This is a genomic window from Roseibium sp., assembly GCF_965216085.1.
Taxonomy (GTDB): Bacteria; Pseudomonadota; Alphaproteobacteria; order Rhizobiales; family Stappiaceae; genus Roseibium.
The window spans coordinates 1900676-1919768 of record NZ_OZ244138.1 but is presented as its reverse complement, the minus strand read 5'-3'; the positions used below and the strand labels follow the sequence as shown (position 1 = coordinate 1919768).

General features: G+C 54.3%; 20 protein-coding genes. 13 read left to right on the top strand and 7 right to left on the bottom strand.

The features are described 5' to 3' along the window. Positions 1–47: 47 nt before the first annotated feature. The 3 genes from dctP to ACOOFE_RS08770 all read left to right on the top strand — a co-directional run bounded on the left by dctP (position 48) and on the right by ACOOFE_RS08770 (position 3931). Positions 48–1154, top strand: coding sequence for a TRAP transporter substrate-binding protein DctP (gene dctP, locus ACOOFE_RS08780; protein WP_420414612.1), 1107 nt, complete (start codon positions 48–50; stop codon positions 1152–1154). Between the two features lie 95 nt (positions 1155–1249). Beyond that, positions 1250–2572 (top strand): TRAP transporter small permease subunit, encoded by a 1323-nt coding sequence (locus ACOOFE_RS08775; RefSeq protein WP_420414611.1) that lies wholly within the window; start codon positions 1250–1252, stop codon positions 2570–2572. Between the two features lie 3 nt (positions 2573–2575). Next, on the top strand, positions 2576–3931 hold the full coding sequence (locus ACOOFE_RS08770) for a TRAP transporter large permease (RefSeq protein WP_420414610.1): 1356 nt from the start codon (positions 2576–2578) through the stop codon (positions 3929–3931). A 79-nt stretch (positions 3932–4010) separates the two neighbouring features. Here ACOOFE_RS08770 and ACOOFE_RS08765 read toward each other — a convergent pair whose 3' ends face one another. Then, positions 4011–4772 (bottom strand): outer membrane protein, encoded by a 762-nt coding sequence (locus tag ACOOFE_RS08765; protein WP_420414609.1) that lies wholly within the window; start codon positions 4770–4772, stop codon positions 4011–4013. A 183-nt stretch (positions 4773–4955) separates the two neighbouring features. Between ACOOFE_RS08765 and ACOOFE_RS08760 the strand changes: the two genes are divergently transcribed. From ACOOFE_RS08760 to ACOOFE_RS08750, 3 genes are all read left to right on the top strand, one after another. Further along, positions 4956–5582 carry a DUF2975 domain-containing protein gene (locus tag ACOOFE_RS08760; protein WP_420414608.1) on the top strand — a complete coding sequence of 209 codons (627 nt, stop codon included), beginning with the start codon at positions 4956–4958 and terminating at the stop codon, positions 5580–5582. A 26-nt stretch (positions 5583–5608) separates the two neighbouring features. Next, positions 5609–5830: a helix-turn-helix domain-containing protein gene (locus ACOOFE_RS08755; RefSeq protein WP_420414607.1), complete on the top strand. Its 222-nt coding sequence runs from the start codon at positions 5609–5611 to the stop codon at positions 5828–5830. A gap of 124 nt (positions 5831–5954) precedes the next feature. After that, positions 5955–6269, top strand: a complete 315-nt coding sequence (locus ACOOFE_RS08750; protein WP_420414606.1) for a hypothetical protein — start codon at positions 5955–5957, stop codon at positions 6267–6269. Between the two features lie 59 nt (positions 6270–6328). On the opposite strand, the gene scpA is transcribed toward ACOOFE_RS08750, so the two are convergent. Continuing rightward, positions 6329–8494 (bottom strand): methylmalonyl-CoA mutase, encoded by a 2166-nt coding sequence (gene scpA / locus ACOOFE_RS08745; RefSeq protein ID WP_420414605.1) that lies wholly within the window; start codon positions 8492–8494, stop codon positions 6329–6331. After that, positions 8491–10326 (bottom strand): methylmalonyl-CoA mutase family protein, encoded by a 1836-nt coding sequence (locus ACOOFE_RS08740; RefSeq protein ID WP_420414604.1) that lies wholly within the window; start codon positions 10324–10326, stop codon positions 8491–8493. Before ACOOFE_RS08740 ends, scpA begins: the two co-directional genes overlap by 4 nt. A gap of 539 nt (positions 10327–10865) precedes the next feature. Here ACOOFE_RS08740 and ACOOFE_RS08735 point away from each other — a divergent pair. Beyond that, entirely contained in the window at positions 10866–11567 is a 702-nt protein-coding gene (locus tag ACOOFE_RS08735; protein ID WP_141186075.1) for a helix-turn-helix domain-containing protein, read from the top strand. 137 nt (positions 11568–11704) lie between these two features. Here the strand turns inward: ACOOFE_RS08735 and ACOOFE_RS08730 are convergent, their stop codons facing one another. Continuing rightward, a complete protein-coding gene (locus tag ACOOFE_RS08730) occupies positions 11705–12679 on the bottom strand; it encodes an NAD-dependent epimerase/dehydratase family protein (protein WP_420414603.1) in 975 nt (324 codons plus the stop codon). 262 nt (positions 12680–12941) lie between these two features. Here ACOOFE_RS08730 and ACOOFE_RS08725 point away from each other — a divergent pair, with 262 nt between their 5' ends. Further along, complete coding sequence (locus ACOOFE_RS08725; protein WP_420414602.1) at positions 12942–13496, top strand: RBBP9/YdeN family alpha/beta hydrolase; 555 nt, start codon at positions 12942–12944, stop codon at positions 13494–13496. A gap of 35 nt (positions 13497–13531) precedes the next feature. On the opposite strand, the gene ACOOFE_RS08720 is transcribed toward ACOOFE_RS08725, so the two are convergent. Next, on the bottom strand, positions 13532–14485 hold the full coding sequence (locus ACOOFE_RS08720; RefSeq protein ID WP_420414601.1) for a DMT family transporter: 954 nt from the start codon (positions 14483–14485) through the stop codon (positions 13532–13534). Positions 14486–14598: 113 nt separating this feature from the next. Between ACOOFE_RS08720 and ACOOFE_RS08715 the strand changes: the two genes are divergently transcribed. Continuing rightward, a complete protein-coding gene (locus tag ACOOFE_RS08715) occupies positions 14599–15531 on the top strand; it encodes a LysR family transcriptional regulator (protein WP_420414600.1) in 933 nt (310 codons plus the stop codon). Here ACOOFE_RS08715 and ACOOFE_RS08710 read toward each other — a convergent pair. Together ACOOFE_RS08710 and ACOOFE_RS08705 are read right to left on the bottom strand one after the other, a co-directional pair. Next, on the bottom strand, positions 15525–16331 hold the full coding sequence (locus ACOOFE_RS08710) for an HpcH/HpaI aldolase family protein (RefSeq protein WP_420414599.1): 807 nt from the start codon (positions 16329–16331) through the stop codon (positions 15525–15527). The two genes, ACOOFE_RS08715 and ACOOFE_RS08710, sit on opposite strands and share 7 nt — an antisense overlap. Before the next feature lie 158 nt (positions 16332–16489). Then, positions 16490–16813, bottom strand: coding sequence for a DUF1476 domain-containing protein (locus ACOOFE_RS08705; RefSeq protein WP_420414598.1), 324 nt, complete (start codon positions 16811–16813; stop codon positions 16490–16492). 310 nt (positions 16814–17123) lie between these two features. Between ACOOFE_RS08705 and purC the strand changes: the two genes are divergently transcribed. The 4 genes from purC to purQ all read left to right on the top strand — a co-directional run bounded on the left by purC (position 17124) and on the right by purQ (position 19073). Beyond that, positions 17124–17888, top strand: a complete 765-nt coding sequence (purC, locus tag ACOOFE_RS08700; protein ID WP_420414597.1) for a phosphoribosylaminoimidazolesuccinocarboxamide synthase — start codon at positions 17124–17126, stop codon at positions 17886–17888. A 137-nt stretch (positions 17889–18025) separates the two neighbouring features. Continuing rightward, a complete protein-coding gene (purS, locus tag ACOOFE_RS08695) occupies positions 18026–18265 on the top strand; it encodes a phosphoribosylformylglycinamidine synthase subunit PurS (RefSeq protein WP_141186068.1) in 240 nt (79 codons plus the stop codon). A 13-nt stretch (positions 18266–18278) separates the two neighbouring features. Further along, complete coding sequence (locus ACOOFE_RS08690) at positions 18279–18386, top strand: phosphoribosylformylglycinamidine synthase-associated small membrane protein (RefSeq protein WP_420414596.1); 108 nt, start codon at positions 18279–18281, stop codon at positions 18384–18386. A gap of 18 nt (positions 18387–18404) precedes the next feature. Beyond that, on the top strand, positions 18405–19073 hold the full coding sequence (gene purQ, locus ACOOFE_RS08685; RefSeq protein ID WP_420414595.1) for a phosphoribosylformylglycinamidine synthase subunit PurQ: 669 nt from the start codon (positions 18405–18407) through the stop codon (positions 19071–19073). Positions 19074–19093 lie beyond the last annotated feature (20 nt).

Below are 19093 nucleotides of genomic sequence, written 5' to 3'. Positions count from 1 at the left end.
TGGTTTTGGCACGGTCAAAGGTCTCCTGATGCGATTGGGAGGAAATGATGACTCAGCTTACAACACGCAGACAGGCCCTGAAAGGTCTCGCAGGCGCAGGTGCTGCTGGAGCAGCGACACTTGCCGCTCCGCACATTGCCACCGCGCAGGGAAATACCACCACCTGGAAGATCCAGACTTCTTGGCCCGGCGGTGCCGGCCTTCAGATCTTCAAGGACTGGTGCGGTACCATCGTTGAAAAAACAGGCGGAGAATTGGCCTTCCAGCCGTTCGGCGCCAATGACGTTGTTGGGGATTTCCAGCTCTATGACGCCGTGAAAAACGGCGTTCTGGACGCGGTGAACCCCTTCACCATTTACGCGCAGGGTATCATCCCCGCCGCAACATTCCTGACCAGTTATCCGCTAGGTCTTCGCAATCCGCATGAATGGGATGTGTTCTATTACACCCTTGGCGGCCTGGATATTGCCCGCGAGCTTTATGCGGCACAGGGCATGAAATTCGTCGGTCCCGTGCACCATGGCCCAAACATCATCCACTCCAAGGTTCCGATCCGCTCCATAGATGATTTCCGTGGCCGGAAAATGCGCCTTCCTGGAGGCATGGTCGCAGAAGTCTTCACAGAGATTGGTGCGGAAACAACGGTGCTCCCAGGCTCCGAAATCTTCCCGGCTTTGGAAAAAGGCACCATCGACGTAGCCGACTATGTTGGACCAGCCGTCAATTACGCCCTCGGCTTCAGCCAGGTCACTGACTATATCTCCATGGGCCCTCCTGGCTTCATGTCGCTGTATCAGCCAGTTGACCTAATGGACATCACGGTCGGCATGGAATCCTGGGACAAACTCAGCCCGCAAATGCAGCAGTTTGTCGAAATGGAAACCCACGTCTATTCCGACCTGCACCATGCATCGATCCAGAAAGCTGACCAGGACGCATGGGCGAAATTCGAAGCCGATGGCACCGAAATCACCCGCCTCAGCCAGGACGATGTGGAATTGATGACTGAGATCGCCGTGCCGATCTGGTTCAGCTACGCCAACCGTGACAAGGACAGCGCCCGGATCTTTAAGATCCAGCTCGATTACATGATGTCCGGATCGCTTGGTTATGTCACGCCCGACCTCATCGAAGGCATGGAACTCAAGCTTTAGAGCTTCGCCACTGCAAATAGACCGGGCCTGCCCAGGTTTCTGTGCGGGCCCGCGCCGATTGTTCTTGGGCGACCTGCCCACGGGAAGGTAGAGGCATGCCTCAAATAGACTTTACGTTGCCGCACTGGGCCTATTGGCTTGGTTTGATCCTGTTTCCGCTGGTCGCCGCAGCACTCGCCAAACGGCCCAAACCCACAGAGCGCACCTATTCGCTGTTTCTTGGCTATTTCATCCTGATAACTGGTGGGATTTTGGGCCTGCATCGGCTCTATCTGAAAAGCTTGGTTGGCCTGATCTACATCCCAATTTTCATCTGCATTCTTTATGCGAATTCTGAAGGACAGACAGCCCGTTCAGCGGTTTCGGATATGTCAAATGCAGTCCGGCAGGCCGAACGCACATTGGATCGCGAAACACCAAGGGTCGAAACAGCCGAAGCTGACCTTCCCGGCCTACTCCAGAAACAGGCAGACGCGGAAGCGGGAAGCTTGGACAAACGCCGCGCCGACCGGGACGTGAAACGAGCCCAAAAACGGATAGAACAAGGCCGTGAGCGCATCGAAGAGGCAAAAGCAGACCTCCAAACCGCCCGACCGGCGATGGAAACTGCCGAATCTGATCTGACATTCTGGCGGAACTTTGCCAAATACGCCTTCTGGCTGATCCTTGCCGCGATGGCGGTCGACGCGGTCCTACTGCCCGGCCTGGTGCGCAAGGCCAACGCAAACCTGCCACCGGAACGGCCGCTCAGCGAAACCGAGCTAAAACTGAAAGAATTGGAAGACGCCGAACGCAAGGACGATTCCAGTTATGTATCGCGCGGTTGGACCGGCCGGATTGACCGCCTATCACTCTTTTGCGGCGAGTTCGTCAGCTATTGGGCCGTGATTGCCGTCATCGTTTATTATTTCGAGGTCATGAGCCGCTATGTCTTCGGCAGCCCGACCAACTGGGCCCACGAAGCCATGTACCTGATGTTCGGCATGCAATATCTGATTGCCGGCTCCTATGCGATGCTGACGGAATCCCATGTCCGGGTTGATATTTTTTATGCCCCGCTGTCGCCGCGCCGCAAGGCACTCGTCGACCTTCTGACCTCCGTTTTCTTCTTCATTTTTGCCGGCACATTGCTGGTCACCTCCTGGATTTTTGCCTTTGATGCGATCGCGGTGCCTTCTGGCAACGGCCTCCTGTCCGATTGGGCACGCGGTCAAATCACAACTGGCGAGATGCTGACCAATTGGGATCTCCTGCAATGGACGGACACAAACATCCGCTGGGGTGAAATCAGCTTCAACGAGTGGGAAGTGCCTCTATGGCCGATGAAGTGGGTCATGGTGATTGGCGGCCTGCTTCTGGTGCTGCAGGGGATATCGAAATTCGCGCGGGATATCCGCGTTCTGGTGCGTGGAGCTTGATCGATGGGACTTGAAATCGGTATCGAGTGGCTCACACTCATTATGTTCGGATCCTTGCTGGTCCTTCTCATGGCCGGCTTGCCGCTCGCGTTTGTAACGGGTGGCCTGGCTTGTGTTTTTCTATTCGTCCTTGGCGATGAGCGGGCGCTCAACATTGTGCCATCCCGCATCTTTCCCTTGATGACCAACTACCAGCTCTCGGCCATTCCACTGTTCATCTTCATGGCGTCAATGCTGGAACGGGCCGGCATTATCAACGACATGTTTGATGTCATCTACAAGGTGCTCGGCGGTGTGCGCGGCGGATTGGCAGCAGCTACGATTATTGCGTCGACAGTGCTGGCAGCCATGGTCGGCGTCATTGGCGCAGCTGTTGTTACCATGGGCATTATCGCCCTGCCTGCCATGCTGAAACGCCACTACGACCCGAAGATTGCCATGGGCTCGATCATGGCCGGGGGCACACTCGGCATCCTGATCCCGCCATCTATTCTGGCAATCATATACGCTGTTGTTGCCGAACAATCGGTCGGGGAACTCTTTATTGGCGCCGTCATCCCGGGGCTGCTGCTGTCCGGCATGTATATTCTCTATGTGGTGGTATCTTGCACGGTCAGCCCGCAGAAAGGTCCTCCGATCCCCGAAGACGAACGCATTCCGTTTCAGGAAAAGGTACGCCTTCTGTCCAACATGTCCGCGCCGATTGCTCTGATCGTGATCGTCCTCGGCGTGATCTTCACCGGTGTCGCAACCCCTGTGGAAGCGGCCGGCATTGGCACCTTCGGCGCCATCATCGTGGCGGCTATTCACCGGAACCTGGATTGGCAAACACTGCGCGAAGCCTCCCTGACCACACTCAAGGCCTCGGCCATGGTCATCTGGATCATGTTTGGCGCAACGATTTTTGTGGGGCTATACGTCCTGGAAGGCGGCCAACAGTTCGTGCAAGGCGCATTGGAAGCAACAGGGCTTGGTCCGTGGGGCATCTTGATCATCATGCAGGTGGTACTAGTGGTCCTTGGCATGTTCCTGGACTGGGTCGGAATCCTGCTGCTGTGCGTGCCGATCTTCGTTCCGATCATCAAGGCACTTGGCGCTGCCGCTTTTGGGCTCGACAACCCGGACGATCTCGTTCTGTGGTTCGGCGTGCTTTACCTGGTCAACATGCAGATGAGCTTTCTGTCGCCGCCCTTTGGCTATGCGCTCTTTTATCTGCGCGGCGTCGCCCCACCCGAAATCCCGATGACGGATATTTTCAAATCCGCGCTGCCTTTTCTAGCGCTGCAAATCGTTGGCCTGGTTCTATGTATGCTGTTTCCAGGCATCATCACGTGGTTGCCGAACCTGGTATATGGATAGAAGGCTATCTCCCATAACTCAAAAGAAAGGACGGCACTCGACAAGGAGTGCCGTCCTTTTCAAACCGCTATCAATGGATCTAAAAACCCCGCGAAATGCCGAGCATCAAACGGTGGTTGGCGGCGGTTCGCCTGGCTTCCACACCGTTATACCGATCTTTGCTGTCGGTGATCCCACTGAGCGTATAGTCAGCGCGTAGCCGCCACTTGTCACGCAATGCAACCTCAAGGCCTGCACCAAAGACCGGAGCGATGTTGACTGAGTTCTTCGTCTGGCCATTGGCCTTCAAACTATGATCTGTGGCCGCCAATCCCACGCTCAGATACGGCATGAAGTTGTTGATCGGCAAACCGACCCGCGCCTTGGTGCTAACTGCCCATTTCGATCCCGTCTCGATGGTTCCAAGAACCGGATGGTGGCCCTTTTTCCGGTCGCCGATGTAGGTGGCAGCGCCTTCAACACCCAAGATCACACGTGAGACTTCCCAGTTGTAGCCACCAAACACGCCAAATGCGGCATCGAAACGGGAATAGTCTTTCTTTTGCCCGCCGGCTTTCACCTCGGTCACGGTTTGTGACCCACCAGCTTCAAAGCCGAGATAAGGCCCGGCCCACAGCGACCCGGTCTCTAAAACCGGGACAAAACCTGTGTCATCCATTGACGGCATATCGGCCGCCCGTGCCCCTGCAATCAAGAACAAAAGAACCGCACACAAGACAAATGGCCGGAGCAGCCAATGGCCACTAAGAGCCCTTGAAGTCCGGGACCGGCGGAACAACAACGTTTTGGGGCCGTCATCCGCCACAATCGAAAAATCGCAATTGGTAAAGGAACTTACCATCGGAGGTCTCTCTTCATTATCAAACTGAATCCACATCACAACAATCAAAAATTATTGTAATACGATAATTTAAAAAATGCCTGCAATAATTATTTTGTCAATAGCATTATTTTGGATTTGTGTTTTTGAAAGTTAGCCCGTATGTAGCTAGCGTCACTCAAGCTACGAGACGGAGATGCTGATATGCACAGCGGTGCAGACAACATGGAACGCCAGAAAAGACTGAACCGTATCCGGCGGGTTTCCGGTGTTATGAAATGGTTTATTACCGTCCTTATCGGCCTGCTTGTCATCATCGCTGTCTTGGTCGGAGGCATGTTTTTTGCCCCGGAATTTGCCGGAATGACGAACAATGACGGGAGTGAATTCAGCCAGACAATGCAGGAAATTGGCGCTGAAACCGTCGACTTTGGAGAGGTCGAGAGACCAATTACGGATATCCCGTTCTGGCAGCGGCTTGGACTTTCCGTGATGATATCGGTGGCCATCGCCACGCTTATGGTTGCGCTTTGGCAAATCCGTCAGCTGTTTGTTAGCTTTTCTCAGTCCGACTTCTTTTCGCCGATCGCCCTGTCGCGCATGTTGTCACTCGGCTGGTGGCTGGTTGCCTTTGCGATCTACGACATCGTCAGCGACATGATTGGCTCTGTTCTTTTGACCCTCGATTACCCGGTAGGTGAACGACAAATAGCAATTGAGATCGAAGGCGCCGAATTGTTCTTTATTATCTTCGGAGTGATCATGATTCTGTTCGGATGGATCATGCGCGAGGCGGCCAACATCGCCGAAGAAAACAAACAATTTGTCTGACGTCAGACCGTCATAAGCGAAACCAGATGCCAATAATCATTGAACTCGATGTCATGCTGGCCCGCCGGAAGATGCGGTCAAAGGAGTTGGCCGAACGAATTGGAATTACCGAACAGAATGTATCCTTGCTCAAATCAGGCAAGGTGAAGGGTGTGCGCTTCGAAACGCTCGAAAAGATCTGTGAAGTCCTGGACTGCCAACCAGGCGATATTCTGATTTATCAGCCATCTGACAGCAATGAAGGCTGACCAAGAATCAATTTTCATCAATTTATTCGAAACTTTGAAATATGCGTGAAATACCATCGTAATTTTTACGCAATACACATGCTCCAGCATTCCTGTGCAAAGGTCTTTCTGGAGCCCCCTTATTATGTATGCGGCATCATTCTTGGACTACGACGCCGACCGTTTGGCGCCAGCCACCCGCACACGTCTCCGGCATGGCCGCCTGATATCCGTCGATAAAACCGACATTTGCGACTGCACGCTCTACGACCTCAAAAACGGCGGTGTGGGTATCGTCATCCCAGACGCTGACGCGGATTTGCCCGCAACGCTCTATGTTGCGGACACCAAACAGGCAACTGTCAGCCTTGCCAAAGTCCGCTGGCGGTCTGGTGCGAATCTGAGCATTGCTTATCTGGAAAAACCGGTCCGCTTAAGTCTGCGGCAAGCAGGCCCATAAAAGAAAAACCGGCAACGGTTTCCCGCAGCCGGCTACCAATTTCATCGAATTTCTATTGTTTATTCCGCCGCTTGGGCTGGTCCGTAGCCAAGCTGCGTATTCAGCTTTTCAATCAACCCGACAGCTGCTTCCGCAATTACGGTTCCTGGTGGGAAGATGGCAGCGGCACCGGACTTATAGAGCTCATCATAATCCTGCGGCGGTACGACACCGCCCACCACGATCATAATGTCTTCCCGGCCCTCATCGGCAAGCGCTTTTTTGAGGGCTGGAACCAAGGTCAAATGGCCGGCTGCCAGCGACGACACGCCAACGACATGAACGTCGTTTTCCACGGCCTGACGGGCCGCCTCTTCCGGTGTCTGGAACAGCGGGCCGATATCAACGTCAAAACCAAGATCGGCAAAGGCGGAGGCAATCACCTTCTGGCCGCGGTCATGACCATCCTGGCCCATCTTGGCCACCAAGATCCGTGGACGGCGGCCGTCATTGTCTTCAAAGCCTTCAACGAGACCTTGAACCTTTTCCATGGTGCCGGACATGGTACCAGCCTCCCGCTTGTAAACACCGGAAATCGACTTGATCTCCGCCTTGTGGCGGTCAAAGACCTTTTCCATCGCAAAGGAGATTTCACCGACCGTTGCCATGGCACGCGCTGCCTTGACGGAGAGATCGAGCAGATTGCCGTCGCCGGTTTCAGCGCATTTGGTGAGCGCATCGAGGGCTGCCTGCGTGTCCGCTTCGTTGCGCTCTTCGCGCAAGCGCTTCAATTTGTCGATCTGAGCCGCGCGCACCGTCGCGTTGTCGACCTTCAGAACGTCGATCGCCTTTTCGCTCTCCGGCTTATACTTGTTGACGCCAACCACCGTCTGCGCCCCGCTGTCGATGCGTGCCTGGGTCTTTGCCGCCGCTTCTTCGATGCGAAGTTTCGGTATGCCCTTTTCAATGGCCTTGGCCATACCGCCGAGCTCTTCCACTTCACGGATATGCGCCATGGCCTTCTCAGCAAGGTCTGCGGTGAGCTTCTCGACGTAGTAAGAGCCTCCCCAAGGATCAATCACTTGGGTGGTGCCGCTTTCCTGCTGCAGGAATAGCTGGGTGTTGCGGGCAATGCGTGCGGAAAAGTCCGTCGGCAGCGCCAGCGCTTCATCGAGCGCGTTGGTGTGCAGCGACTGTGTATGGCCCTGCGTTGCCGCCATGGCTTCAACACATGTCCGGATCACATTGTTGAAAACATCCTGCGCCGTCAGGGACCAGCCGGAAGTCTGGGAGTGTGTTCTGAGGGACAAAGATTTCGGGTTCTTCGGCTGGAAGTTTTCTTCCATCAAAGTCGCCCAAATCAGGCGCGCTGCCCGCAGCTTGGCGACCTCCATGAAGAAGTTCATGCCAATCGCCCAGAAGAACGACAGGCGCGGCGCGAATTGGTCGATGTCCATGCCCGCAGCGACACCAGCGCGCGCGTATTCAATGCCGTCGGCAATGGTGTAGGCCAGTTCCAGGTCTGCGGTCGCACCTGCTTCCTGCATGTGATAGCCGGAAATCGAGATCGAGTTAAACCGCGGCATGTTCTGCGAAGTGTAGGCGAAGATATCGGAGATGATCTTCATCGACGACTTCGGCGGGTAGATGTAGGTGTTGCGGACCATGAACTCCTTCAGAATGTCATTCTGAATGGTTCCAGACAGATCCTTCTGCGCAACGCCCTGCTCTTCCGCAGCCACAATGTAAAGCGCCAGCACCGGCAAAACCGCGCCGTTCATGGTCATGGACACACTCATTTTGTCCAGCGGAATGCCGGAAAAGAGCGTGCGCATGTCATAGATGGAATCGATGGCCACACCGGCCATGCCGACGTCACCGGAAACGCGCGGGTGATCGCTGTCATAGCCCCGGTGCGTGGCGAGGTCGAAAGCGACCGAAAGGCCTTTCTGACCGGCTGCAAGGTTACGGCGGTAAAAGGCATTGGAATCCTCAGCCGTTGAGAAACCCGCATATTGACGGACCGTCCAGGGCTGCTGGACATACATGGTCGGGTAAGGTCCGCGCATGAACGGCGGTAGGCCCGGCCAAGTGCCAATGTGCTTCAGGTCAGCAACATCGTCCGCACCATAAACCGGGGCAACATCAATGCCTTCCGGCGTTGTCCATTTGGTTTCATCTCCCGCGTTGGCGGCCTCGAGGGCATCGTCAAACGGAATGTTTGAATAGTTTGGAACCTTGCTCATGCCCGGCCCTCCTGATCACTTGCCGCCTCTACGCTGGCCAGCCCCAGTTGGCCGTGCGCATCCCTCAGAAGCTCCAATATATCACAGCCGGCATATACGAATGTGCCGACGCCGGCCGCCCGGTAGGCTTCTTCCTGGCCACCCGGTTTCCCGGCAAGATAGAGATGTTTTGCTCCGGCAGCGGTCAACGCCTTTGCAACAGCTTCGGCCTCTGCCTCATAGACAGCATCTGATGAAACGATACAGGCCAATGCCGCGCCGCTGTCCTTGAACGCGGCGGTCATCTCCTCAACAGAACCATAAACAGCCGCGTCTGTGGCTTTCAAACCGCCGGCAGCAAAAGCATTGGCAATCCAAGTCGCCCGCGCAGTGAACTGGGCCAGAGAGCCGAGACTTGCAAGGAAGATGGACGGCGCAGCGCCTGTCGCATTCTCATGGGCATCCGCAGCATTGCGAAGAGCTTCAAAGGACTCCGCATAGCGCCATGCACCATCCGTATCCACTGCAGCAGAAAGAACCGACACCGGTTTCTCGCCTAAATCGGGGAACTCGCTTACACCGGTCACCGGACGCTTGCGGCGGGCGATGTCTTTTTCCAGCTTTGCTTTTGTCTCGGAAATCCGCTGATCAATCAGACCGTTTTGCGAAGCTGTCTGCAATCCTCCAACGGCTTCGATTTCCTGAAACAGCGTCCAAGCCGCTGCGCACAGTTGTTCTGTTCGTGCTTCAATGGCGCCGGACCCGGCAGCAGGATCCATGACTTTGGCCAAGTTGCTTTCTTCCAAAAGCATCGCTTGAGTGTTGCGGGCAAGTCGCCGGGCAAAGGCATCCGGCACCCCAACGGCAAAGGTATGCGGTAGAACACAGACGCCATCTGCTCCACCAATCCCGGCCGCAAAGGACGCTACCGTGTTGCGCAATAGGTTCACCCATGGATCCCGGCGGGTCAGCATACGCCGCGATGTCGTCATATGAAGGTTCGCTGGCCTTTGCGGCAAACCAGCCCCTTTGAGAACGGAAGCCCACAACTTACGCATCGCCCGCGCTTTAGCGATGGTGCCGAACTGATCGGCATCCGCAACCAGGGTCAGGGAAATCCGGTCGGTCCAGGATTCTGGATCCAGGTCAGTGGTTTCCAGGGAACGGAGATGGGCTACAGCGGAGGCAAGAACCAACGCCAGCTCTTGAGCTTGGCTTGCACCGGCATTGTGCCAGATCGGCCCATCAGCAGGCAGGAACCGGGCCGGACTGCCTTCGGCAATACATCGAGCGGCGATCTCCTTAACAGCGATAAGAACGTCACCATTGTCTTTATCCACATTCGGATCGAACGACACGGTTACATGAACGTTTGCCGGATCGACTTTCTGAGCTTTCAGGTAATCGAAGAACAAGTTCAAAACTTGAAAAGATTGCGCGCCTGCATCCAGCCGCGTTTCGATCAAGTCCGGCTGGACACCTTTGTAAAGCGCGGCAAAGTCATCTGCACTGCTAACCCGGATGCCGCGACCAGCTGCGGTACCCGTGCCATCCAAAACAAGGTCAAGGCCGCTGGCACCACCATTTAGGTCTTCAAGAATTTGAGCATTCGCTTCGGCCAGGTCAGCCAAATCGATGCGCTGCGAAACAATCCAATCGCCGCGCTGCGGGCGTAAGGACCGGGCTGAAACGTCTGTTCTATTTGAATAAAGTGGGGCGATCGCCAGACCGTCGTCTGTTTTCGACGTGAGTTTTTCGCGCGCTGCTCCTTTCAGAGCCTTGTCGACAGCAGACCACCAGGCCTCTTCGTCAGCAGCAAAAAAACTCTCAGGTCCAGAAAAACTAAGTGCCATGGATACAGTCTCCCTTGCTCGCTCTTTTAGTCCGCGCGGAAAGGCGAAAGCAACTCAGCACAAAGGGTAAGCCAACGTTTGGTCGCCTGCCATTCGCGGGCACTGTCATTTTCATCAAGTATCAAGTTCGACAGAAACGCCGATTCCCTGGCATTATTAATTAGAGGTTAATTGGACAGTTTATTGTTAAATTTAACAATATATATAAAATAGAAACACAACCTTACCTTACTCCCCTTTTCGTAAACACACCTGATTACCTGGGGGAAAAGCAAACAAAATGGCACAAAAAGTCAACTAAGGGCATTTTACCTATTGGTACGTTCATCAATTGTATTGTAGCTTGAAGTTGCTGACGCATGGGAAGTTCTGCCCACGGAAGAACAACAAACGATCCCGCAAATAAATGCGCAGCAAGTCGGGTTTGGCTGGGGTGACTGAATACCCACACCAAACGCGAGTTAACCCATCAAGGATTGCCTACAGTGTGTCTGTGGCAGTCCCAAAATACGGCATAAATGCCGTGAAGGATGTGCACAATGCTTGATCAAACCGAATTGAAGAACAAACTGAGAGCAATCTCAGAGGCCAATGCCGCTCACCATGTATTGGATATTTTGGAATCCAATCTCCGCCGCATGGGAGCAACGCATATTCTTATTACCGGGTTGCCGATGCCAAATCGTCCGATCGACAATTTGGTCCAGCGCTTCCGGTGGCCTGATCAACGCAATGATGGAATTGAAAGCACGTCGTTGTCGGCAAACGACAGCGCATTGATGCTGGGCCTTGGATCAAACCGAGCACGGATCTGGACAATCACAGCTGGGGACATGGAGCATTCCGATCTCATGGCATCTGCTGGCGAAGGCAGCCAGATAGTTGTGGTGCCGGTAACTGAACTTTATCCGTTCCAGGCTTTTGTCTTTGCAAGCGGCCCGTCGCTTCAAGTCAGCAAATATGATCTTGCCAATCTGGAAGCTCTTTCTGCCTCTGCATTCTCCCGCCTGCGTGAACTTGGTGTCGTGTCCGGGCAACGCCCCGGGGCTTTGTCGACCCGCGAGCGCAAGGTTCTAGAGTTGACTGCATATGGCAAAACTGCTGGTGAAATTGCAGACGTTTTGGACATTTCCCAAAGGACTGTCCACGCGCACCTGCAGAATGCCAGCGTCAAGCTGAACGCCTCGAACAAAACTCACACGGTAGTCGAGGCTCTTCGGTACGGTCAGATTAACGTCTGACCACAGGCACCGGTCTACGCAAGGTGTCTGCCTAGGGCGCCTTGCCGTTCTAAATACCCCGCTCGTTTGAGGCGGGGTTCTTTTTTGAGTTAATTAGGCTCCTCCACCCGACGTGACAGAGAGCATGATTAGTCCGGTCAGGCAAATCTGCCGGAAATCAATGAAGTTTTACTCCAATCCTCAAGAGCACTGTCCAGATCGGTCTCATAGGCATAACCGGACGCGACCAGCTTGGCCGGCACAATATTGGTGGAGACGACCAGCTTCTGGATCCGGGCTCGATTGATCCCATTCTTGAAGCCCAGCGCATTAAGAACCTCAAACGGCAGGCTGGCAAGCTTCATCAGCGGAAGTGGAACAACGCCTTTTGGCTGGGAAAGGCCACCAACGCGCCCAAAGCTCTGGCAAATCTCTTCGATGGTGTAGGGTTTGGCATAACAAAAATTATAGAGTGACTGGCCCTCGTCTTGCTCCAGCATGAATTTCATGGTGCGGATCAATTCACCGACATAGCCGCAAGCCTTGATCGTGTCCTTGCGGCCAGGATAAAGGAAGAAGCCCTTTTTCAGGGCACCCGCAAGCCTTGTAAAATTGCCTTTCTCCCCTGCCCCGAAGACGACCGCTGGACGGACAATCACCAGCTTTCGGTCAGGGCCCTCCTGCTGCCAGCTCTGCTGGATTTGTTCGGCAAGCAGTTTTGACCATCCGTAGGCCGATTGTGGCGCGGGCGCTGTCGTTTCTTCTTTAGGTGCCTCGTCCGGACCGTAAACGGCTATCGAACTGGTGAAGATGATTTTCTTCGCCTGTTTTGCCCGAGCAAATTCGCAAATATGCGTGGCACCGGCAATGTTGGTCTCATAATACTCGTGTGTCTCATGACCCGGTGTACGGTGCACAGCCGCCAAATTGTAGATTTCATCGGGAGATTGGCACAAATCCGCAGACAGCGGCTGACGGACGTCGGCAATCTTATAATCGACTCCGTCAATCGGATCTGCAGGCGAAACCAGATCAACACACACCAGCTCATCATATTGGCCGGACCCTTTCAGAGTACGAAGCAAGTGAGACCCGATAAATCCCGCCCCCCCGAAAACGACAGCCCCTGTCATGGTCTTTCCTCATCCCGAAATTCAACAGGGTAAAAAGGCACGAAAGAGCTGAATAAATTACTCACAATGGAAAACAAACTCGACAAAGATGCCGCAATCTCAAGTGAATGTGATCTGAATACCTCGTTTCCTCGACTGGACTACAGGTAAAGAAGTCTAACGTTACATACCCGAACGCCAGCCTGCGTTTCGGCTGGACCTTATGCCAGAAGTATGATTACACGCAGCGAAAAACGGCAGCCATGCGCTTGAGGACCCTATTTTGAAAATCTCGGAAACCGATATCCTGCTCATCCCGGGTCACGGCAAAACGTTACCCGGACATTGGCTTTTGCGTTGGCAAGATAAAATGGCGACAGCACGCGTGGTCAAACAAAACGAGCTTCACCAACCCACAAAAAAGGAATGGCTCGAAACTCTGGTCAAGGACGTCGAGGCTTGCAAACGTCCGGTCGTCCTCGTTGCCCATTCCCTGGGCTGCATTCTGGTTGCTCACGCAGCACATGCGCTAAAGGGTAAAATCCAAGGAGCCTATTTGGTCGCACCGTCCGATTGGGACCGCGAAGGCCTCGTGAAAGAGTTTGATGGCGGTGACTTCAAGCCGATCCCGGCCCATCCGCTGCCGTTCACAGCCCATGTGGTCGCCAGCCGGAACGATCCTTACTGTGATTACGAGCGCGCTCAAGGTTTCGCCAAAGCTTGGGGGACAACCTTCCAAGACGCCGGTGAAGCCGGCCATATTAATCTGGAGAGCGGACATGGCCCCTGGCCGGAAGGTCTGATGTCCTTTGCCCACTTTATGAAAAAACTCGGATAATCCGGCTCTTTTGCGAATTTGAAGTCCGCCGGTAATCAACCGGCGGACTTTCTCACTTTGTTTGTCGTCCTGAGCGAACCATTCCCGATTGCTACACCCAAAAAAAGCAACAGGATTGAGATCGCAAAAAAGATTGAGATTTCTTCGCCAAAAACCAATGCGCCGGCCGCCACACCTGACAGGATTACAAAGTATCCAACCTGGCTGAAACCGACGCCGTCTGTGTGCCGGTAGAGCTCAAATGTCAGAATATAACTAAGAGCCGTGATCATCATCAGTCCCATCACATGTGGCCACAATTCCACGATCACTGGCATAGATTGTCGAAAATCATCCATTCCAAGAGCAAACGGCCACAGCAACAGCACCTGCGACACAAGGGTTCCCGTTGCAAGAATCGTAGGGTCACCGCCATCTGGAAAGGCTTTATCCCGGAAAACGTTCGTCAGCGCCAAAAACACGGGGACCAACCCGAGCAGCAACAGCGACATGCCGGATATTCTATTGGTTTCAAGTCCTGAATAGGTCGCAATGAGAACACCTGACAAACCGATCAGAAGACCACAGACCCGGTAAAGTGGCAAAAACCTGCGCTCATAGGCAGATGCGGCAAGAAATGTGAACAACGGCGACACGGTCACGGCCATCGTGAACAGTCCCGCCGGAACTTCCCGTAACGCCATATATCCCAGCACTTGGGGAATACTGATCCCAAGCAGGCCACCAAAAAAATAGTAGCGCAAATGCGCAAGGCTCATCTGGCCATTGAACTGGTTCAGACCGCGCACCAGAACCACGCCAAGCAATAGCACCGCGGCTCCGGACACCTGCCAAAAGAACAGGGCAAATGGCGAAGCTCCCATAAGAACCGCATATTTGGCGAGAGCGAAGTTACCGCCAACGATCCCGCCAACCAGGATCGTGAGCGCCATGGCAAGCCCTCGGCGGTTGGCCCGATGCGGCAATGGTGTGGCGCTGATGATTGTCATGGAGAGGTATCCCGATTGAAAACGAAATGCGTGTCTCTCATCACATATTTCCTGCAGACAAGCGCAACAATATCGGCTACCAGAAACTAATTGTTGCATTTGGATCAACAAAAATGGATCGCTACATCGATGCCGAAGTGTTTGCTGCGGTTGCGGAAGCTGGCAGTTTCTCAAAGGCCGCTGTTGTACTCGGGCTTTCAAAATCGGCAATCAGCCGCCGGATCAGCGGTCTTGAAGCCCGCCTATCCGTCCGTCTCATAGAGCGCACCACCCGGCACCTGCGATTAACGGAGGCCGGCCAGAATTACCTAGCCAAAATCATCCCTGCCCTTGCCGAGCTTCAAGAAGCCGAAACACTTGCCCAGCGCCACAGCTCTGTGGTTCGCGGCCATTTGAAGGTTCTGGTGCCAATGGCCTTCGGCCGGTTGCATGTGGCAAAGCATTTGCCGGGCCTGTTTAAGCTCTATCCAGAACTGACCATCGATCTCATCCTGGATGACCGCAAGGTTAATCCACACGATCTGGGTTGTGACCTGGCTTTTCAAGCTGGGGATTTACCGGATTCAAGCCTGATCTGCCGTAAATTGGCACCGCTTTCCGGTATGATCTGCGCAGCACCAGACTATCTAAAAAATCATCCTAATATAAAGGTACCGGCCGATCTCCTGGACCATAACTGCCTGCTCTATTCCTATTCGGACAACCGGGACAAATGGTATTTTAAATCTGAGCTCGGTAGCGAGGAAATTGGAGTTTCTGGCAACTACCAGATCAACAATGGTGAAGCGATATGCGAGGCAGCCGCCCTTGGGCTCGGCGTTGCCCGCGTGGCCACCTTCGTGGCAGCGCCTTACCTTGCCAATGGCACACTGGTTCAAGTCCTGAAAGGATATGAAATGCCGGAAAAAGCGGTTTATGCGGTCCACGGCAGCCGGACTCTAACGCCCAAGAAAGTGCGGGTGTTTATTGACTTTTTTACAGAGGTTTATGGGCCCAGACGTCCTTATTGGGAGATAACAACGGACTTTATCGACTCCGGTCAGTAACCTGCAGCTGGACCCGACGGCCTCTGTGAAATCGGTGACACTTCCCTCAAAGCCAATCGGGCCGCGTGATCAAACAATGTGATATCCGTTCCATGAGACATCAGGCGGTACCCTTGACCAACGGCCTCTTCTACCTTGGCAGCACCAAGACAAAAGATCCCTGCGATTTTGCCTGCGGCTCGGGTTTTTGCGGCGATCCCACCACATACTCGGGCGGTCTCATCTCCATTGGGATCGAGCTTGGCTCCGTTCGATAAGGCCAGTGACAAATCGCTCGGACCCACAAAAACGCCATCCAAACCTGGCACCGACAATATCTCTGCCAGGTTCTCTACAGCCTCTCGCGTCTCGATCATCGCAAACGCAAGTGTACGGGTGTTTGCGGTCGTAAGATACTCATCCGTCGTCTGCTTGTTTAAAGCAATGGCCCGGTACGGTGCCCAGCTACGTTCGCCAACAGGTGGATATTTGACTGCTCCGACAAAGGCTTCCGCATCTTTCCTGGAGTTGATCATCGGCGCAATCAAACATTCTGCGCCCACATCTGCCAACCGGCTCGCCAATGCGTTGTCACCTACCGGGATTCGGGCAATCCTATGAGCTCCACCCAGCGCAAGTGCCGAAAAGCCATCGCACGCCGATTGAAAATCATGCATGCCGTGCTGCAGATCGAGTGTCACCGCTTCATAGCCGCTGCGGGCCATCAGTTCCGCAATCACCGGCGCCGCAAGCATGGACCATCCCGTGATGACGGGTTTTCCCGACCGCAATTTGTCGGCAAGCACTGCATTTTCAGTCACGTTCGACCTCCTCCGATTCCGATGGCATCAAAGCGGCTCGCACTTATGGCCGCAAGACGTATTTGCGGCAGATGTGTTCGCATAGGCCGATAAAACAAAAACGCCCGCCGGATCCGGCGGGCGCTTGGCTTGTTCGCTCGTATAAGGCTGACTGTGGATCAGCCTTCTTCCTGGAGCTGGTCCACGGCCGTTGCCATCAATTCGTCCATGGTGCGTCGAATCTGATGGTCGGATTGATCAATGTTGTTGGTATCGAAGTCTTCACGGATCTTGCGGAAGACATCTTCGTCGCCCGGCTCTTCGAAATCGGCACGGACAACTTCCTTGGCATATTCTTCTGCCTTGTCGCCTTCATGTCCCAACAGCTCTGCAGCCCACAGCCCCAGCAGCTTGTTGCGCCGTGCGGTCGCTTTGAACCGCAGCTCCTCGTCATGCGCGAATTTGCTTTCAAATCCCTGCTCGCGCTTGTCGAATGTGCTCATGCTTTTACGTCTCCTGAACTGCGCTGCACATCCCCTATATGGGGATCATTTGGCTCCTTCAATATCCCCCAGCGGGACGCAAATCAACGCACTAGCGTCACCGATTGGCCAAAAGCATGACATTCCCCTAAAAAACACGCAAAACATAAGATTGTGCTTTTGGCTTGGTTCGGGTAAGTTCCGCGCCGCAATCGAGGAATTGCTGCCTTTTGACCGACTGCCGGTCGAAGCTTAATTTCCTGGCAGAACGAGACATATAGGCGCAGGTCTCCATCGTAAGGTTTCTCTCAAAAACGAGACGGAAAAGCCCATGAACCGCCGCCGGCGCATTTATGAAGGTAAAGCGAAGATTCTTTATGAAGGCCCTGAACCGGGAACTCTGGTTCAGCACTTCAAGGACGACGCGACCGCCTTCAACAACAAGAAACACGAGATTGTTGACGGCAAGGGCGTGCTCAACAACCGTATTTCCGAATACATCTTCAACCATCTGAACGCGATCGGGATCCCGACTCACTTCATCCGCCGGATGAACATGCGGGAACAGCTGATCCGGGAAGTGGAAATCATTCCGCTGGAAGTTGTTGTGCGCAATGTGGCCGCAGGTTCCATCGCCAAACGGCTCGGCCTGGAAGAAGGTACGCAGCTGCCCCGCTCGATCATCGAGTTCTACTATAAGAACGACGAACTCGACGATCCGATGGTTTCGGAAGAGCATATCACCGCTTTTGGCTGGGCTACACCGCAGGAACTTGACGACATGATGGCGCTGGCCATCCGCGTCAACGACTTCTTGTCCGGCCTGTTCCTGGGCGTCGGCATCCGCCTCGTTGACTTCAAGATCGAATGCGGCCGTCTGTTTGAAGGCGACCTGATGCGCATCGTTGTTGCCGACGAGATTTCCCCGGACAGCTGCCGTTTGTGGGATATTGAAACCAACGAAAAAATGGACAAAGACCGCTTCCGCCGTGAAATGGGCGGAATGCTGGAAGCTTACCAGGAAGTCGCCAAGCGTCTAGGTCTGATGACCCAAAACGAACGGCCGGTCGGATCCGGCCCCACCTTGGTAAAATAAAGACGAAACGCCCCTGCCCTTTGAAAATCGGCGGGGGTTTTTCTTAGTCTTATGCCGTCTTTGCCTTTGCGAACCGGTTCAGCTGGTGTATGGAGCGCGCAACAGCCCCTGCCAGATGCCGATGGAGAACAAAAATCATGAAAGCGCGTGTGATCGTCACCTTGAAAAACGGTGTTCTCGATCCTCAGGGAAAAGCCATTGAAGGCGCTCTTGGAGGTCTCGGTTTCGGTGACGTTGACTCGGTCCGCCAGGGCAAGGTCTTCGATGTTGAATTGACCGGCTCCGACACGGATGCGGCCAAAGCCGAACTTGAGCAGATGTGCGAAAAACTGCTCGCCAACACCGTCATCGAAAACTACGCAATCGAGATCGCCTGAAGCGGGACACCCCATGGATGACGACGCAAAGAAAGCTATTGTCTTTCTGGGCCTCAAGGTAGCGGTCTTCATCCTTGTTCCAGCCCTTGCCGCTCTCATTGCCGTTTTTGTCTTGCTCTGAACCATCGGATTTTGCCCCATGAAAACCGCCGTCATCGTTTTCCCAGGCTCCAACCGCGACCGTGACATGTTCCATGCCCTGGAACTCATCACCGGCACCCGCCCTGTTGGCGTTTGGCACACCGAAACCACGCTCCCAGATGCTGATCTTGTTGTGGTTCCAGGCGGCTTTTCTTACGGCGACTATCTGCGCTCCGGTGCGATTGCCGCCCGCTCACCGATTCTGAAGGATCTGGTCGCCAAGGCCGAGAGCGGCGTGTCCGTTCTAGGCGTGTGCAACGGATTTCAGATCCTGACCGAAGCTGGCCTTTTGCCGGGTGCATTGATGCGCAATGCCGACCTGCATTTTGTCTGCAAGGAAGTCATGCTGGAAACCGTCAACAGCGCGACCCGCTTCTCGGGCAAGTTTGAAAAAGGTCAGGTCTGGCGCTGCCCGGTGGCCCACCACGACGGAAACTATTTCGCCGACGCTGAAACTCTGAAGTCGGTTGAAGATAATGGCCAGGTGATCTTCCGCTATGCTGAGGGCACCAATCCGAACGGTTCAATCAACGACATTGCCGGCGTCATGAACGCGAAGGGCAATGTGCTCGGTATGATGCCACATCCGGAAAATCTGGTTGAACCGCTGCACGGTGGCCTGGATGGCCGTCTGCTGTTTGAGAGTCTCTTGGATCAAGCGGCCTAAACCGGACATTGGAGGCGGGT

Bases quoted from the DNA above. Each gene is read 5' to 3' on its own strand.
- dctP (WP_420414612.1), top strand. From the start codon at position 48: ATGACTCAGCTTACAACACGCAGACAGGCCCTGAAAGGTCTCGCAGGC.
- ACOOFE_RS08775 (WP_420414611.1), top strand. From the start codon at position 1,250: ATGCCTCAAATAGACTTTACGTTGCCGCACTGGGCCTATTGGCTTGGT.
- ACOOFE_RS08770 (WP_420414610.1), top strand. From the start codon at position 2,576: ATGGGACTTGAAATCGGTATCGAGTGGCTCACACTCATTATGTTCGGA.
- ACOOFE_RS08765 (WP_420414609.1), bottom strand. From the start codon at position 4,772: ATGGTAAGTTCCTTTACCAATTGCGATTTTTCGATTGTGGCGGATGAC.
- ACOOFE_RS08760 (WP_420414608.1), top strand. From the start codon at position 4,956: ATGCACAGCGGTGCAGACAACATGGAACGCCAGAAAAGACTGAACCGT.
- ACOOFE_RS08755 (WP_420414607.1), top strand. From the start codon at position 5,609: ATGCCAATAATCATTGAACTCGATGTCATGCTGGCCCGCCGGAAGATG.
- ACOOFE_RS08750 (WP_420414606.1), top strand. From the start codon at position 5,955: ATGTATGCGGCATCATTCTTGGACTACGACGCCGACCGTTTGGCGCCA.
- scpA (WP_420414605.1), bottom strand. From the start codon at position 8,494: ATGAGCAAGGTTCCAAACTATTCAAACATTCCGTTTGACGATGCCCTC.
- ACOOFE_RS08740 (WP_420414604.1), bottom strand. From the start codon at position 10,326: ATGGCACTTAGTTTTTCTGGACCTGAGAGTTTTTTTGCTGCTGACGAA.
- ACOOFE_RS08735 (WP_141186075.1), top strand. From the start codon at position 10,866: ATGCTTGATCAAACCGAATTGAAGAACAAACTGAGAGCAATCTCAGAG.
- ACOOFE_RS08730 (WP_420414603.1), bottom strand. From the start codon at position 12,679: ATGACAGGGGCTGTCGTTTTCGGGGGGGCGGGATTTATCGGGTCTCAC.
- ACOOFE_RS08720 (WP_420414601.1), bottom strand. From the start codon at position 14,485: ATGACAATCATCAGCGCCACACCATTGCCGCATCGGGCCAACCGCCGA.
- ACOOFE_RS08715 (WP_420414600.1), top strand. From the start codon at position 14,599: ATGGATCGCTACATCGATGCCGAAGTGTTTGCTGCGGTTGCGGAAGCT.
- ACOOFE_RS08705 (WP_420414598.1), bottom strand. From the start codon at position 16,813: ATGAGCACATTCGACAAGCGCGAGCAGGGATTTGAAAGCAAATTCGCG.
- purC (WP_420414597.1), top strand. From the start codon at position 17,124: ATGAACCGCCGCCGGCGCATTTATGAAGGTAAAGCGAAGATTCTTTAT.
- purS (WP_141186068.1), top strand. From the start codon at position 18,026: ATGAAAGCGCGTGTGATCGTCACCTTGAAAAACGGTGTTCTCGATCCT.
- ACOOFE_RS08690 (WP_420414596.1), top strand. From the start codon at position 18,279: ATGGATGACGACGCAAAGAAAGCTATTGTCTTTCTGGGCCTCAAGGTA.
- purQ (WP_420414595.1), top strand. From the start codon at position 18,405: ATGAAAACCGCCGTCATCGTTTTCCCAGGCTCCAACCGCGACCGTGAC.